Here is a 16,335-nt window from a genome sequence, read left to right as displayed (position 1 = left end):
GGTAGGTTAGAATGTGACTGACGAAGAACGAGCACGGAAAGAACGGATGAAGGAATATCGCCGGCGGTACCGGGAAAAGCATGGATTGCCTCCGGAAAAGGACACGCCGTCCTGGAAGAAGCGGGCTGCTGTTGTCTTGGCCTTGTGTGTGATTGGTTTCGGCGGCTTTTTTGCGGCCCAGAGCAAGGCGGAACAGATGGTGACCCTCAATGGGCAATCTATTGCCGATATGACTGATGAAGAAATCACCAATTATCTCGACCTCCACGAGAAGGAAGCGGAAGACCGCAAGCTGCGCCTGGCCGCGGACGGTGTCGATGTGACGTTGGATCTCGATGAACTGGGGGCTAAATTGGACCGGGCCTATATCGATGATGAACTGCATCTCGTCGGCCGCCGGGGCCTGCCCTGGCAGCGCGTGGCCGATATGGTGACGACGCTCCGCCATGGCAAGGATGTGCCTTTGGCCATTGCCGTCGACGACGATAAATTGGATAAGGCCCTGGCCGATGTCCACGACAAGTACGATAAGGACCCGCAGAATGCCTATGCCTATGTCAAGGATGACCAGAAGACTGTTGCCATCGAAGATGCCAAGGACCGCATCGTCATCAATACAGATAAGCTGAAAGATGCTGTGACGGCCGAACTGCATACGGGCAGGACGGACACGCTGGACGTCCCCGTAGACAGCCGGGAAGGGGCGGACATCAAGGCCGACGACCTCAAGGATATCGACACGGTCTTGTCGTACTATACGACCCATTTCGATGATACCAACCCGGACCGCAACGTCAACATCCGCCTGGCCCAGCAGCGCCTGAACCACGCCGTCGTCATGGCCCAGAAGGATTTCTCCTTTAACAAGTATGTCGGCACGCGGACGCCGGACAAAGGCTATAAGCAGGCACCGTCGTATTTTGAAAACAAGCTCGAACAGTCGACAGGCGGCGGCGTCTGCCAGGTCAGTACGACCCTGTTCAATGCGGCTTTGCGGGCGGGCTTGTTCATTGCCAGCCGGGAACCGCATTTCGCCCCGGCCGCTTATGTGCCCGTCGGCATGGATGCGACTGTCGCCGATGACGGCCTGGATTTTGCCTTTACCAATCCTTTCCAGCATCCGGTCTGCGTCTATACCGTCGCCGGTCAGAATACGGTGACGACGTATATCCTGGGCAATCACGCCGATACGTGCAGTGTGTCCTTTGAAACGACGCATCTCCAGAACCTGCCTCATAAGGTCATCAAGAAGCACGACGACAGTGTGACCGAAGATAAGCGCAAGCAGGAAGGCTACGACGGCCATGACGTGACTATCCGCCGGACCGTGGCTTACAGCGACGGCGACTGCCATGTCGATACCATCGAGTCCCATTATGAACCGAATGATGAAATCATCCTTACGCCCGGCGACGACAGCGAAGAAGTCGTCAGCACGGCCGACCTGGAACCGCAGGACCCGCTCCTCAACGCGCCCCACGACATGATGGACTTCAATGTCCCGGCGCCCGATGCGGTCGACACGGCCGATGAGGAATAACTCATCGGTTCATGTAGGGGCCGTCCTTCGTAGGGGCCGTCCCAAAGGGCGGCCCGCCTGAATCCCCTATTCATATAGAAAGGAAATTGTATGAAAGTCTGGCATATTGTTCCTAAAAATGATATTTTGATTCCTGTCGATGGCGGGCGTTCCGTGACCATCGCTTCGATTGCGGCGGATCTGGCCGGCCATGCCTGGCATGTCAAGACCGAGTCGCCTTATGCTATCGGCGACATGGACCTGCTCCGCGACCGGGTCTGCCGCAAATTGGGCCTGGATGGGACGGTATCTGTCGAACACCGCGTGACGTCTGTTTTCCACGGCGGCGATATGTCTCTGGCCGTGCCCGACAATGACCCGCTGCGCCAGGTCGCCGATATTTCCACTGATGATATGGAAGGCTACGGGATTCCTCATGAAGACTGCTACGATTCCATTTACGATGTGGACGACGAATTGTACGCCGATGAAGATTACAAGAAGGCCTGCCAGTCGGCGTCCCAGCCCGGTACGGGCAGTACCAGGACGGGCGGCAAGGCCAGCGGCACCAAGACCGGCGGCGACAGCCGGGTCTGGATGGGCCGGGCCTTTGGCGGCGATGCCGTTCCCATCAACGACGTCCTCGGCGAGGAACAGAACGACGTCATCCTCAAGGGCAAGGTCGTCAAGGTCGAGTTCCGCGAGCTCAAGTCGAAGCGCATCCTCCTGACCTTCCAGATGGCCGACAGCACCAACGGCATTTCAGCCAAGAAGTTCCTCGACGTCAGCAATCAGGGCGGTGGCGGCAAGTACCGCCGCAAGAATACGCTGACGCCGGAAGAATACGACAACCTGGTCAAGAAGCTCAAGCCCGGCGTCTATGTCCGGGTCCACGGCAATATCCAGTATGATAATTACCAGAACGACTACGTCCTCATGGCCTACGACATGATGGAAGCCGACGGCGGTACAGTGGAACGGGAAGACCATAATCCCACGCCGCGCGTCGAACTCCACCTGCATACGGTCATGAGCGACATGGACGCCCTGATCACGGTCAAACAGCTCATCAAGACCATCAAGAAGTGGGGCCATCCGGCCGTTGCCGTCACCGACCACGGCGTCGTCCAGTCCTTCCCGCTGCTCCAGGAAATCTCGACGGACAAGACCAACAACGTCAAGGTCATCTATGGCATGGAAGGCTACCTCTTCGATGATAAGATCGACCAGTCGTACCATATCATCATCCTGGCCAAGAACCAGATCGGCATCCGCAATCTCTATAAATTGGTCAGCATTTCCCATTTGAAATATATCTACCGCGGCCGGCCGCGCATCCCCCGGGCGGTCCTGTCAGAATACCGCGAAGGCCTCATCCTGGGCTCGGCTTGCGAAGCCGGCGAGCTGGTCCGCTCGATGGTCCAGAAGAAGCTGCCTTATGAAGAATTGAAGAAAATCGCATCGTTCTACGACTATCTGGAAATCCAGCCGCTCACCAACAACGGCTTCCTCGTCCGCGAAGGCTTCGTCGCCGATGAAGAAGGCCTGCGCGACATCAACCGGACGATCCTCAAGCTCGGCGATGACCTGGGGAAATTGACCGTCGCCACCTGCGATGCTCATTTCATGAACCCCGAAGACAAGATTTACCGGGAAATCCTCATGACCGGCAAGGGCTTCAAGGATGCGGAATTCCAGCCCGACCTCTACCTGCGCACGACCGACGAGATGCTGGCTGAATTTGCCTACCTCGGCGAGGAACGGGCGCGGGAAGTGGTCATTACCAACCCCAATAAGATCAACGATATGATCGACGACTGCCGGCCGGTGCCGAAGGAAACGCTCTATTTCCCGCAGATCGCCGGTTCGTCGGAAGCACTGAAGAACATGTGCTATAAAAAGGCCCATGAAATCTACGGCGACCCGCTGCCGAAGATTGTCGAAGACCGATTGGAAGAAGAATTCACGTCCATCCTGGGCCACGGCTTCGGCGTCCTCTATTACATCGCCCACAAGCTGGTCAAGCACTCCAACGACGACGGCTACCTCGTCGGCTCCCGTGGGTCTGTCGGCTCGTCCTTCGTGGCGACTATGTCGGACATTACCGAAGTCAACCCCCTGCCGCCGCATTATGTCTGCCCCAAGTGCCAGTGGAGCGAGTTCTTTACGCACGGCGAAGTCGGCGGCGGCTTCGACCTGCCCGACAAGGTCTGCCCGAAGTGCGGCACGCCGCTCCACAAGAACGGCCACAACATCCCGTTCGCTATCTTCCTGGGCTTCGACGGCGACAAGGTCCCTGATATCGACCTCAATTTCTCCGGCGAATACCATCCGAAAGCCCATAAGTACACGGAAGAACTCTTCGGCAAGGACAACGTCTTCCGCGCCGGGACCATCGGTGCCGTCAAGGACAAGACGGCTTATGGCTACGTCATGAAGTGGGCCGAAGCCAAGGGCATCAAGGTCAACGATGCCTATGTCAACAGCCTGGTCGCCGGCTGCACGGGCATCAAGAATACGACGGGCCAGCATCCGGGCGGCGTCATGGTCATTCCCCGCGATATGGACGTCCATCATTTCACGCCCGTCCAGTATCCGGCCAACAAGAAGGACAGCGGCATCATTACGACCCATTTCGATTATCACTCCATCGAAGGCCGTCTGGTCAAGCTCGATATCCTCGGCCATGATGATCCGACGGTCATCCGCATGCTCGAAGATATGACCGGCATCAAGGCGACGACTATTCCCTTTGATGACCCGGCGACGCTGAGCCTGTTCAGCTCGACCAAGGCCCTGGGCGTGACGCCGGAAGAACTGGGCTCGAAAGTCGGCAGCCTGGGCATCCCGGAATTCGGCACGTCCTTCGTCCGCCAGATGCTCGTCGACACCAAGCCCAAGACCTTTTCCGAACTGGTCCGCATTTCCGGTTTCTCCCACGGCACCGACGTCTGGCTGAACAATGCCCAGGATCTGATCACGTCGGGGACGGTCCCCCTGAAGGAAGCCATCTCGACGCGTGACGACATCATGAACTATCTCATCCAGCACGGCATCAAGCCCAAGACGAGTTTCAAGGTCATGGAAAATGTCCGTAAGGGCAAGGGCATCGACAAGCTCAATAAATTGGGCCAGAAGACGACGGACTACGAAGGCGAGCTCAAGGCCGGCCACATTCCGCAGTGGTTCATCGACTCGTGCCACAAGATCGGCTACCTCTTCCCGAGGGCCCATGCCGTGGCCTACGTCATGATGGCTTTCCGCATCGCCTGGTACAAGATTAACCAGCCTCTGGCCTACTACTGCGCTTTCTTCACGATCCGCGCCAAGGCCTTCAAGCTGTCGGCCATGATCCACGGCCTGGAAGGGCAGGAACGGGCCATGAAGGAAATCGCCGCCAAGGGCAAGAGTGCGTCGAAAATCGAACAGGACCTCTATTCGGCCCTGGAACTGGCCAAGGAAATGAGCCTCCGCGGCTTTTCCTTTATGAATGTCGACATCAACCGCTCGGCAGCGACGAAGTTCACCATCTGCGACGGCAAGATCCTGCCGCCCTTTACGGCCATCGACGGCCTGGGCGCCAACGTAGCCGAACAGATTGTATCGGCCCGCGAACAGGCGCCGTTCAGCTCCAAGGCCGACCTCAAGATGCGCGGCAAAGTGTCCCAGTCCCTGGTCGACGTCATGAGCCAGGAAGGCTGTCTCGGCGATTTGCCCGAAGATGAACAAATCGACCTCTTCGCCATGTAGGCGGAAAAAACATTTCCTCGACAGATTGACTTTCGTGCCGTATAATGTTTTTAGTATTTAACGAACTAAAGGAATCTGTCTTAGAAAGAGGGATTGTCATGGCAGTGAATGAAAAATTGCGAGACCATTTGCACGATCAGTTATTTCGTGCTATTTTGGAATTGAAGAGTGTCGAAGAATGTTATGAATTTTTTGAAGACCTTTGCACCATTCAGGAAATGAAGGCCATTTCGGCCCGCCTGGAAGTGGCCCGTATGCTCAAGGCCGGCGATATCTATGAAGACATCGTCAAGAAGACCGGCGCCAGCACGGCGACTATCAGCCGCATCAAGCGCTGCCTGGTCTACGGTAGTGGCGGCTACGAGAAGATCCTCTCCCGCATGGCCGAAAAGGACCCGGATTTCCTGAAGTTATCCAAGTAGGAGGGTAGCCGATTTCATGAAGGCTAAGATTGATGTCACCATTTTCCATAATGGTGATATGGATATATTGCATGCTTCCATTTACGAAGAGTTGTGGAAGGATTATTGTACATTTAAAAAACGGGCTGCCATGCAGCAGGACAAGGGGACCAAGAAGGGCACGTTCCTGGCCCGGCGCTATTACCGGGCGGCCCTCTTGTCCCTGTTCGCTTTCTTTGAAGGCGTCTTGAACAGCTGGGTCAAGACCGTCATCCAGGAACGGCAGGAATTTGCCGGCGTCGAACGGCAGGATACGCTCAAGAAGTGCGACGCCATGGTGGAATACTGCTTTTTCTGCTCCTATACCAAGCGGCCCGGTACGTTTTGTTCGCTTTACGGCTATATCAACCGCTATGAACAGCACGACCTGGCCCTCATCGAGCACATCGACGGCCAGACGCTGGGGCAGATCGAGACGGCCATGGAAGAGTTCTTCTGTTACGTCGAAGCCATGACCGCCCTGCGCCGCTTCCCGAAACCGAACGAGTCGACGACGGGCCTCGTGAGCCGCCTTGGCGGGATGGTAAAGGATTGCCGGGGCTGAACGGAAAGGATGTGTTACCTATGAGTGACAAGTATTACCTCGGTTTCGATGCCGGGACGCAGAGCGTCAAAGTCGCCGTCTACGACGAAGACCAGCACTGCCTGGCTATGGACACGGCCAAGACCCATCTGGCCTACCCCCAGCCGGGCTGGGTCCAGATGGACGTCGATGAATATTACCGCCTCATCAAGCAGTGCATGGCTTCGTGCAGCCGCCAGATGGAAGAGAAGGGCTGGGACGTGAAGAACGTCCGGGCCATCATGGGCGACGGGATCATCTGCGGCATCGCCGGTATCGACGCCGACGGCAACGCCATCACGCCTTATGTCAACTATCTCGACAGCCGCACGGCCGACGACGTGGAAGCCCTGAAGGCGCAGAAGCTGGCCATCTGGGGCAAAGAAACGGGCAATGCCGAACCGAACATCATGTTCCCGGCCATGTTCGCTCGCTGGTTCATGAAGAACGTCCCGGCCTGGCAGGAAAAGGGCGTCAAGTTCGTCCACAACTGCCCGTACGTCCTCATGCACCTGGCCGGCCTCAAAGGGGAAGACGCCTTCATCGACTGGGGCGCCATGTCCGGCTGGGGCCTGGGCTATGACGTGGTCCAGAAGAAATGGTCGTCAGAACAGCTGGATATCCTGGGCATCCCTGAACGCTATATGCCGCGCATCGTCAAGCCCTGGGACATCATCGGCAGGCTCTGCGAAGAAGATGCCATGGAAACGGGCTTCCCTGCAGGTATCCCCATCTGCGCCGGCGCCGGCGACACGATGGAATCCATGATGGGCAGCGGCATCCTGGAAGCGGGCCGCGCCGTCGACGTCGCCGGGACGTGCGCCATGTTCTGCGCCGCCACGGACGGCATCATTCCGGAACTGTCCGTGCCGGGGAGCAACCTCATCTTCAATTCCGGCACCCTGCCGGGGACGTATTTCTACTGGGGCATGGTCCGCACAGGCGGCCTGGCCCTGCGCTGGTTCAAGGACAGCATTGCCCGCGAAGAAGGCGATGACTACTACGGGACCCTGGACGAACTGGCCCGGCGCCATCAGCCCGGCTGCGACGGGGCCATGTTCATTCCCTACCTGACCGGCGGCAACGGCGACTATCCCAACGTCCGCGGGACTTTCACGGGCCTGACCCTCGACTCCGACCAGGGGGCCATGTGGCGCTGCGTCCTCGAAGGCATCGGCTATGACTATATGGAAATCACCGACCGCTACCGCAAGGCCGGCATCGACCTGACCCAGCTGACCATCACCGAAGGCGGCAGCCGCGATGAACTGTGGAACCAGATCAAGGCCGACATGCTGGATACGAAAGTCGTGACCCTCAAAGTCGCTGGCGGCGCCGTCCCGACCAACTGCATCGTCGCCGCCTATGCCGCAGGCGACATACCGGACCTCAAACAGGCCCTCCAGCGCCAGCTGGAAATCAAGGCCACCTACGTGCCCGACGAAAACCATACGGCTACCTACCGCAGGGCCTATGACAAACGCGAAACCCTGCTCAAAGCCCTGAACGGCACTTTGTGAGTCGTGGCTCGTGGCTCGTAGGGGCCGCCCAAAGGGCGGCCCGCCTGAATCCCGTGAACAACGCTATCCGAAGGGCGGTCCGTCCGGCTCTCCTCATAGGAGAGCTGTCAGCGAAGCTGACTGAGAGGTTGTCCTTTCGTGATAGTTTATCGTACGGAGTTTGTAGTTTATAGTTTGTAGAAGTTGGTTTTAAATTTTTTACCATTTGCTGCAAACTAAAAACTACAAACTTAAAACTCAAAAAGAGGCTGTCTTAATGCGACAGCCTCTTTTTTGCGGTATTCCCACAAGCGGGCCATCCGTAAACGGAATTCCCACAAGCGGGCCGCCCGCCACGGCTGTCCGTTCCAGCAGCTGTCCTGTGCCTCCCGTTGGTCAGCACCTGACGGGCTGGAAAGGCTTTGGGGCGGCCCCTACATGCGACATCTTTGATGTCGCGGCGACCTGCGGGTAGGGATTCCCAAAGGGAATCCCTACCCATGCACTTTGTGAAAAATAGAAGTATCTCCCATGACGTAAGTTCATAACGTCACATAGATCTATGAGATAATTCTATCGAATGATGCAAAGGAGTAATTTGACTTCTTAATTATTGCATAAAACGCATGTCATAAATGTGAAAAATTGAAAAAAGTGCCGTTTTTTAGTGGATTTTTTTGGGAAGTGTGGTATACTATCAGTGTAAGCAGTGAATCTTATTTAGAACGTGCGTGATTTTTTTAGAAGAATCTAGTGAAAAAAATCACGCGACGAAGGAGGAGTTAAACATGAGTAAAGTAATGGTTATTGGTGCAGGTACAATGGGTTCTGGCATTGCACAGGTTTTCGCAACGCACGGCTGGGACGTCGTCTTGAACGATATTAAAGACGAATTCATCGCTGGCGGCAAAGCTAAAATCGAAAAACAGCTGACCAAACAGGTCTCCAAAGGCAAAATGACCCAGGAAGACAAAGACGCAACGATGGCTCGCATCTCTGGCTTCGTAACCCGTACCCCTGATAACATGAAAGACATCGACCTCGTCGTCGAAGCAGCTATCGAAGACTTGAAGATCAAATCGGCTATCTTCAAAGAACTCGACGAACTCTGCCCGGAACACACGATCCTCGCATCCAACACTTCGTCCCTGGCTATCACCCAGATTGGCGCAGCTACGAAACGCCCGGACAAAGTCATCGGCATGCACTTCTTCAACCCGGCACCGGTCATGAAATTGATCGAAGTCATCAACGGCATCGCTACTTCTGAAGAAACGTATGAAAAGATCGACAAACTTTCGAAAGACCTCGGCAAAACACCGGTCAAAGTTAACGACTTCCCGGGCTTCGCTGGCAACCGTATCGTCATCCCGATGCTGAACGAAGCTATCCAGGCTTTGATGGAAGGCGTTGCTTCCAAAGAAGACATCGATAACGTCTGCAAACTCGGCTTCAACCATCCGATGGGACCTCTGGCTCTCTGCGACCTTATTGGTAACGACGTCGTTCTCCACGTTATGGAAGTCCTCTACGAAGGCTTCGGCGATCCGAAATATCGTCCTTGCGCATTGCTCAAGAAATATGTCCAGGCAGGTTACCTCGGCCGTAAGACTGGCAAAGGCTTCTACGATTACACGAAATAAGTTAGCGATCTGCTAATCGAATACGGGGCGTGACTTTCACACCCCGTATTATTTTTAGAATCTCATGCGCGTATTGACAGTGCGCCTATCCTGTCGGCAGGGGCGGTCTGACTGGCAGGAGTCCCTTTGGGGAGGGCAGCCTGTTGTACATACTATTTCTATACTATACTATTAACACTATTATATGTATTTAGGAGGTTTTTCTCATGGATTACCAGAACATTCTTTTTGCTGTCGAAGACGGTATTGCAACGATCACCATCAATCGTCCGAAAGCTCTGAACGCCCTGAACCAGGCTACGGTCAGCGAATTGAAGGACGTTGTCGAAAAAGTCGCAGCTGATAAAGCTATCAAAGTCGTCATCATCACCGGCGCAGGTGCTAAATCCTTCGTCGCTGGCGCTGACATCAAAGAAATGGCTTCCAAGAACGCTGCTGAAGGCCGCGAATGGGGCCAGTTCGGTCAGAACGTCTTCACGGAAATCGAAAACCTGCCGCAGCCTGTCATCGCAGCTATCAACGGCTTCGCTCTCGGCGGCGGCTGCGAACTCTCCTGCGCTTGCGATATCCGCTATGCAGCTGAAAACGCTAAATTCGGCCAGCCGGAAGTCGGCCTGGGCATCACTCCGGGCTTCGGCGGCACACAGCGCCTGACCCGTGTCGTCGGCCGCGGCCACGCTAAAGAACTCATCTACACGGGCGGCATGATCGACGCTGAAAAAGCAAAAGCTATCGGCTTGGTCAACGAAGTCTTCCCGCAGGAAGAATTAATGCCGGCTGCTGTTAAACTGGCTAAGAAGATCGCTAAGAACGCTCCGATTGCTGTACAGCTCTCCAAAGCTGCCATCAACCGCGGCATCAACTGCGACGTCGTAACCGGTATCGCTTATGAAGCTGAAGTCTTCGGCCTCTGCTTCTCCACAGCCGACCAGAAGGAAGGCATGGCTGCTTTCTGCGAAAAACGCAAAGCAACTTTCGAAGGTAAGTAATTCCATTGTTTGACTCCTAATAGAAAAGGGCCTGTCGCTATGCGGTAGGCCCTTTTCTGTTGAGCAACCTCTCAGTCAGCTTCGCTGACAGCTCTCCTATAAGGAGAGCCACGAGCCACGAATTACGAGCCACTAGCCTTTTCACAAAATTGTGTTACAACGGCCACAGGAAGGCGAACCAGGCGTGGTATAATGAATTGCAAAAAAATTTCAATTCGAGGTGACCTCTTCATGAAAGGTAAACATATTCCCGCTCTGGCTGTGCTCTGCTGTGCCCTCAGCCTGACGGCTCCTGTCTGGGCCGCACCGGCAGTGGATGGCTTGGATCAGACGGCCGTGACGGCGACGGCAGCGGCGACAGCGGCTCCATCTTCTATCCGCGACGTGACGGCCTTGAGTACGGTCTATGGTGACGGCGAAAGCGTATCGGCTGTAGCCCTTCATTATCCCAAGACCATTGATGCCAGCCGCCTGAAGGCGTCGGATTTCACCGTCGCCGGCAAGACGATCGACAAGGTCTATACCAATGATGCGCCGGAAACGGCCCTGGCCGGCAAGAAGGGCAGTTACGTCATCGTCAGCCTAGTCCATCCGGCTACGCCCTTGCCGACGGCAGCTTCCCAGAACAAGTCCAAAGATGACCAGGGCGATAAGGGCAAAGAAAGCTCCAACGCCTTGAACGGCGGCGATGCGCCCATGTATTCCGACCGCAAGGCACCGGACCTGAGCGTCGCTGTCAGCCAGACCGGGACGATCTACGCAACGGATGGCACGGCTTATGGCCCGACGACGACGGCCCTGGCTGCCGACAAGACCGTCGATGCCGTCAAGGACGCCTTTAAAACTTATATATATAAGGACCCGGCTACGGGCTATGAAATGCCGTATAATATTTACCTGCCCAAAGATTACGACGCCGACAAGGCCAAGACTTATCCCATGGTCGTCTTCATCGCCGATGCCAGCGCCAACATCAACGACCCCAAGGCCGTCCTCTATCAGGGCAACGGGGCCATCGTCTGGGCAACGCCGGAAGAACAGGCCGAGCATCCGGCCATCGTCCTGGCGCCGCAGTATACGGAAGACCTCATCCGCTCTATCGGCATGATGACCACCGATACCCACCAGTGGACCCAGGGCCTGACCCTGGTGACGGACCTCATCATGGATGTATCCAATAAGTACCGCGTCGACAAGGACCGCATCTACGGGACGGGCCAGTCCCAGGGCGGCATGGCCAACATCGCCATCAGCGACGCCTATCCGGAACTCTTTGCCGGCCAGTACCTCGTCGCCTGCCAGTGGGATACGCAGGAAATGGAAAAACTCAAGGGCAAGAACCTCTGGATCATCGTCTGCCAGGGCGACAGCAAGGCCTTTCCGGGCATGAACGAAGCGACGGCCCTGTGGGAAAAGGACGGCGCTGTCGTCGCCCGCAGCCGCATGTGGGACAGCACGGGCGGTACGCCTGTCTTTGAACAGATGATGCGGGTCATGGAAGACCAGCAGGCACCCATCAACTATACGGTCTTCAAGGACGGCAGCCACATGTATACCTGGTCCTTTGCCTACAATATCGAAGGCATCCGGGACTGGCTCTTTGAACAGACCAAGGCCGAAGATGTCCTGAAGAAAAAGGCACCGGCCGGCATGGATGCCAAACAGCACGGCAAGAACGGCGCCCATAAGGGCAGCCCCCAGGGCAAAGCCCTGCTCAACACGGGTATTGCCTACTTGTACGGCCAGGACGGTGCGACGGACTACGACGTCGCCCGCGAATGTTTCCAGAAGGCCTGGAACGACGGCAACATGAAGGCCGGCCACTACCTGGGCCTCATGGCCGCTAACGGCTTGGGCGAAAAACAGAGCGATGCCCAGGCTGCCCAGTGGTACGACAAGGCCCAGCAGAAAGGCGATACGACCAGTATGTATCTTTTGGGCAAGTGCTACGAACAGGGCAAGGGCGTCAAACAGGATTACGCCAAGGCCAGGAGCCTCTACGAAAAAGCGGCTCAGCGCATAAAGCCTCCCTTACTAGGGGAGGTGGCCCGAAAGGGCCGGAGAGGTTGAATTTCACTGTAGGGGCTCGCACGTGGCGAGCCCGCTGGGTATATGTGAGATACTTGTGACCGATGGGTGTGAGCGGGCGCCCCACGTGGCGCCCCTACAGAAAAAAGAGCTGTCGCATGTGCGGCAGCTCTTTTTTTACAACCAATTTGACTTTTTGACTTATATTCTCTTGACAAAACATATTCTCCATGCTATCTTATATATAGTCTTAGAAGTCAAATAGTCAGACCACTAAAAATGGTCAAATGAGCAGAAGGTGAGTACGATGGATTTGGATGCACGAAAACAAAAAATACTGCAAGCCATTATTCAGGATTACATCTCCTCTGCCGAACCTGTCGGGTCGAGAACGATTGCCCGCAAGTATGACTTAGGCGTCAGCGCCGCGACGATCCGCAACGAAATGTTCGATCTGGAAATAATGGGCTACCTGGAACAGCCTCACACGTCGTCCGGCCGCATCCCGTCGCTGAAGGGATACCGCTTCTACGTCGACTGCCTGCTCAAGCCGACGAAGATCACGGACGCAGAAAAGCAATTCGTCCGCGCCTGGTTCCAGGACAAAGTGAGCAGCGTCGACCAGATTTTTCAGTCGACGGCCAAGTTACTGGCCAGGATCACTCACAACGTCACCCTGGTCATGGCGTCACAGCGGCTCAATTCCAAGCTGAAGTACATCCGCTTCTTACCGCTCGATGACCGCCGGGCCATCATGATCGTCGTCACCGATACGGGACAGGTAGAGAACTGCATTTACCCCAAACCGGCCGGTGCCAGCCTGGACGATCTGAACATCATCGCCCAGCGGCTGACCAACTACCTGGCCGGCATGGCCATGGACCATATCGATGAAAAGGCCATCGAAGCCTTTCACGAGACCATCGTCGACGACGTCGAATTGTACCGCCTGGCCTTCCGGGCCATGGGACGGGCCTTCCACAAAGACCAGCAGTTCTACAAAGGCGGGACCATGGAGCTCCTGAACAAGCCGGAGTTCAAAGACGTCGACAAGGCCAAGAGCCTCTTTACCATGCTGGAAGAACAGGATGTCGTCGCCAATCTCCTTCACGACGAGGGCGAAGGCGGGGCCGTGACGGTCCGCATCGGCGAAGAAGTGAAATTGTCGTCTATCAATGATTGCAGCATCATTGAAGCGACCTTTACCGACCATGATGTAGTCCTCGGCAAGCTGGCCGTCTTGGGACCGGCTCGTATGGAGTATGCCAAGATTATCGGTCTTTTGGACTTTATGAAACAGCATGTGACACATATGCTGGCACATTACCACGACGATAAGTAGGGAGGGGTACACAGACATGAGTAAGAAAGAAAATAAAGAAGAAAAAGATACCGTATTAGCAGAAGACGCGGAAAAAGTCGCCGAAGATGCTGCTAAGGAAGAGGTAGACGAAGCCAAGGGAACCGCGGCAGATGAAGGCGCCGATAAAAAGGCACCGGATGCCAAAGACGCTGCTGCCAAAGCGGAAGCCGACAAGGCCGCCAAGCTCCAGCAGCAGTTCGTCCGGCTCCAGGCAGATTTTGCTAACTATAAGAAACGCACAGCGGCTGAAAAGCTCCAGATTTCAGAAGTCGTCAAGATGGACGTCATCACTAACATCCTTCCGGTCATCGACAATTTCGAACGGGCCCTGCAGGTCCCGCAGGATAAGGTGGCCGATGATGTGAAATCCTTCATCGACGGCTATGAAATGATTTACAAACAGCTCCTGGGCGTCCTGGAAAAGGAAGGGGTCACCAAGATCGATGCCGTCGGCAAACCTTTCGACCCCAATTATCATCAGGCCGTCATGCGCGTGCCCAGCGACGAATACGATGACGACGTCGTCGTAGAAGTCCTCCAGGAAGGATATCTCCTGGGCGACAAGACGCTGCGTCCGGCCATGGTCAAAGTTGCATTCAACGGTTAATCATCGTTTGAAATAAGATTGGAGGAATCTTTTATGAGTAAAGTTATTGGTATTGACTTAGGTACAACAAACTCCGTAGTAGCTGTTATGGAAGGCGGCGAACCTACGGTCATCACGAATGCGGAAGGCTCTCGCCTCACACCGTCTGTCGTCGGCTTCTCCAAGACGGGCGAACGCCTCGTCGGCCAGCTGGCAAAACGTCAGGCCGTATCCAACCCGGAAAACACCATTTCGTCCATTAAACGCCACATGGGTGAAAACTACACCGTAGACATCCAGGGCAAGAAATATACACCGCAGGAAATTTCCGCTATGATCCTTCAGAAATTGAAGGAAGACGCTGAAAGCTACCTCGGCGAAAAAGTCACCCAGGCCGTCATCACCGTTCCGGCATACTTCAACGACGGCCAGCGCCAGGCTACCAAAGATGCTGGTAAGATCGCCGGCCTCGACGTTCTCCGTATCATCAACGAACCGACGGCAGCAGCCCTGGCTTATGGCCTCGATAAAGGCGGCGACGGCAAGATCCTCGTATTCGACCTCGGCGGCGGTACTTTCGATGTGTCCATCCTCGAACTCGGCGACGGCGTCTTCGAAGTAAAGGCTACCAACGGCAACACGCACCTCGGCGGCGATGACTTCGATAACAGAGTCATGGAATGGGTGATCAGCGAATTCAAGAAAGAAACGGGCATCGACCTCTCGCAGGATAAGATGGCTGAACAGCGCCTCAAGGAAGCTGCTGAAAAAGCTAAGATCGAATTGTCCACGGTCCTCTCGACCAATATCAACCTGCCCTTCATCACGGCTGATGCTACGGGCCCGAAACACCTCGATTTGACCTTGACCCGTGCTAAATTCAACGAATTGACGGAAGACCTCGTCCAGGCTACGATGGAACCGACCAAGAAAGCCATCGCTGACTCGGGCTACACCATCGACGAAATCGACAAGATCATCCTCGTCGGCGGTTCCAGCCGTATCCCGGCTGTCCAGGATGCCATCAAATCCATCCTCGGCAAAGAACCGAGCAAAGGCGTCAACCCCGATGAATGTGTCGCTATCGGCGCAGCTATCCAGGCTGGTGTCCTCGTCGGCGATGTCAAAGACGTCCTGCTCCTCGATGTTACGCCGCTTTCTCTGGGCATTGAAACCCTCGGCGGTGTCTTCACCAAGATCATCGACCGCAACACGACGATCCCGACTTCCGGCAGCCAGGTCTTCTCGACAGCTGTCGATAACCAGCCGTCTGTCGACGTCCACGTCCTTCAGGGCGAACGTGAAATGGCAGCCGACAACAAGACCCTCGGCCGCTTTGAACTGACCGGCATCCCGGCTGCTCCCCGTGGAGTACCTCGTATCGAAGTCACCTTCAACATCGACGCCAACGGCATCGTAAACGTTTCGGCAAAAGACCTCGGCACAGGCAAGGAACAGAAGATCACCATCAAATCTTCGTCGGGCCTCGACAAGGACGAAATCGACCGCATGGTCAAAGAAGCTGCCGCTCACGAAGCGGAAGACAAGAAACGTAAAGAATGCATCGAAGCTAAGAACAACGCTGACTCCCTCATTTACCAGGCCGAAAAGACCATCAAGGATATGGGCGACAAAGCCGACGCTTCCAAAGTTTCGGAAATCAAGGATAAGATCGCTGCCTTGAAAGAAGCCATGAAGACCGACGATACGGATAAGATCAAAGCCGCTTCCGAAGCCTTGACCAAACCGCTCTATGACCTGACCAGCGAAATGTACAAGAACGCAGACGCTGCCCAGCAGGCTCAGCAGCAGGCAGCCGGTGCCCAGGCCGGTGCACAGCAGGCCCAGAGCGATGGCCAGAAAGATGAAAAAGTAGTCGACGCTGATTACACGGTAGTCGACGATGACAAGAAGTAAGATAGATAAGAGGGGCTG

Annotated in this window: 11 protein-coding genes; all 11 read left to right on the top strand. The window is 55.5% G+C overall.

The genetic code is table 11. The features are described from left to right. Positions 1 to 13 precede the first annotated feature (13 nt). The 11 genes from ACFWUB_RS02100 (at position 14) to dnaK (ending at position 16,317) form a co-directional block, all read left to right on the top strand. Positions 14 to 1,540 (top strand): VanW family protein, encoded by a 1,527-nt coding sequence (locus ACFWUB_RS02100; RefSeq protein ID WP_416184127.1) that lies wholly within the window; start codon positions 14 to 16, stop codon positions 1,538 to 1,540. 90 nt (positions 1,541 to 1,630) lie between these two features. Next, complete coding sequence (locus tag ACFWUB_RS02095) at positions 1,631 to 5,269, top strand: PolC-type DNA polymerase III (RefSeq protein WP_416184126.1); 3,639 nt, start codon at positions 1,631 to 1,633, stop codon at positions 5,267 to 5,269. A gap of 98 nt (positions 5,270 to 5,367) precedes the next feature. Next, entirely contained in the window at positions 5,368 to 5,691 is a 324-nt protein-coding gene (locus ACFWUB_RS02090) for a YerC/YecD family TrpR-related protein (RefSeq protein WP_020310224.1), read from the top strand. A 16-nt stretch (positions 5,692 to 5,707) separates the two neighbouring features. Next, the gene (locus ACFWUB_RS02085; RefSeq protein WP_020310225.1) at positions 5,708 to 6,274 is read left to right on the top strand and encodes a hypothetical protein; all 567 of its coding nucleotides are present in this window, start codon (positions 5,708 to 5,710) and stop codon (positions 6,272 to 6,274) included. Positions 6,275 to 6,294: 20 nt separating this feature from the next. Continuing rightward, entirely contained in the window at positions 6,295 to 7,812 is a 1,518-nt protein-coding gene (locus ACFWUB_RS02080) for an FGGY-family carbohydrate kinase (RefSeq protein WP_416184125.1), read from the top strand. Between the two features lie 767 nt (positions 7,813 to 8,579). Next, positions 8,580 to 9,434 (top strand): 3-hydroxybutyryl-CoA dehydrogenase, encoded by an 855-nt coding sequence (locus tag ACFWUB_RS02075; protein WP_416184124.1) that lies wholly within the window; start codon positions 8,580 to 8,582, stop codon positions 9,432 to 9,434. A gap of 206 nt (positions 9,435 to 9,640) precedes the next feature. Further along, complete coding sequence (locus ACFWUB_RS02070) at positions 9,641 to 10,423, top strand: short-chain-enoyl-CoA hydratase (RefSeq protein WP_292299040.1); 783 nt, start codon at positions 9,641 to 9,643, stop codon at positions 10,421 to 10,423. Between the two features lie 231 nt (positions 10,424 to 10,654). Next, positions 10,655 to 12,493, top strand: coding sequence for an esterase (locus ACFWUB_RS02065; protein ID WP_416184123.1), 1,839 nt, complete (start codon positions 10,655 to 10,657; stop codon positions 12,491 to 12,493). Between the two features lie 265 nt (positions 12,494 to 12,758). Further along, positions 12,759 to 13,793, top strand: a complete 1,035-nt coding sequence (gene hrcA / locus ACFWUB_RS02060) for a heat-inducible transcriptional repressor HrcA (RefSeq protein WP_416184122.1) — start codon at positions 12,759 to 12,761, stop codon at positions 13,791 to 13,793. A 16-nt stretch (positions 13,794 to 13,809) separates the two neighbouring features. Further along, positions 13,810 to 14,421, top strand: a complete 612-nt coding sequence (gene grpE / locus ACFWUB_RS02055) for a nucleotide exchange factor GrpE (RefSeq protein WP_416184121.1) — start codon at positions 13,810 to 13,812, stop codon at positions 14,419 to 14,421. Between the two features lie 33 nt (positions 14,422 to 14,454). Next, complete coding sequence (dnaK, locus tag ACFWUB_RS02050; protein ID WP_416184120.1) at positions 14,455 to 16,317, top strand: molecular chaperone DnaK; 1,863 nt, start codon at positions 14,455 to 14,457, stop codon at positions 16,315 to 16,317. The last annotated feature ends 18 nt before the right edge of the window (positions 16,318 to 16,335 follow it).

Source organism: Megasphaera sp., assembly GCF_047831605.1.
Taxonomy (GTDB): domain Bacteria; phylum Bacillota; class Negativicutes; order Veillonellales; family Megasphaeraceae; genus Megasphaera; species Megasphaera intestinihominis.
Note: the sequence above shows the minus strand (reverse complement) of the source record. Positions and strands in the feature narration are given on the sequence as shown.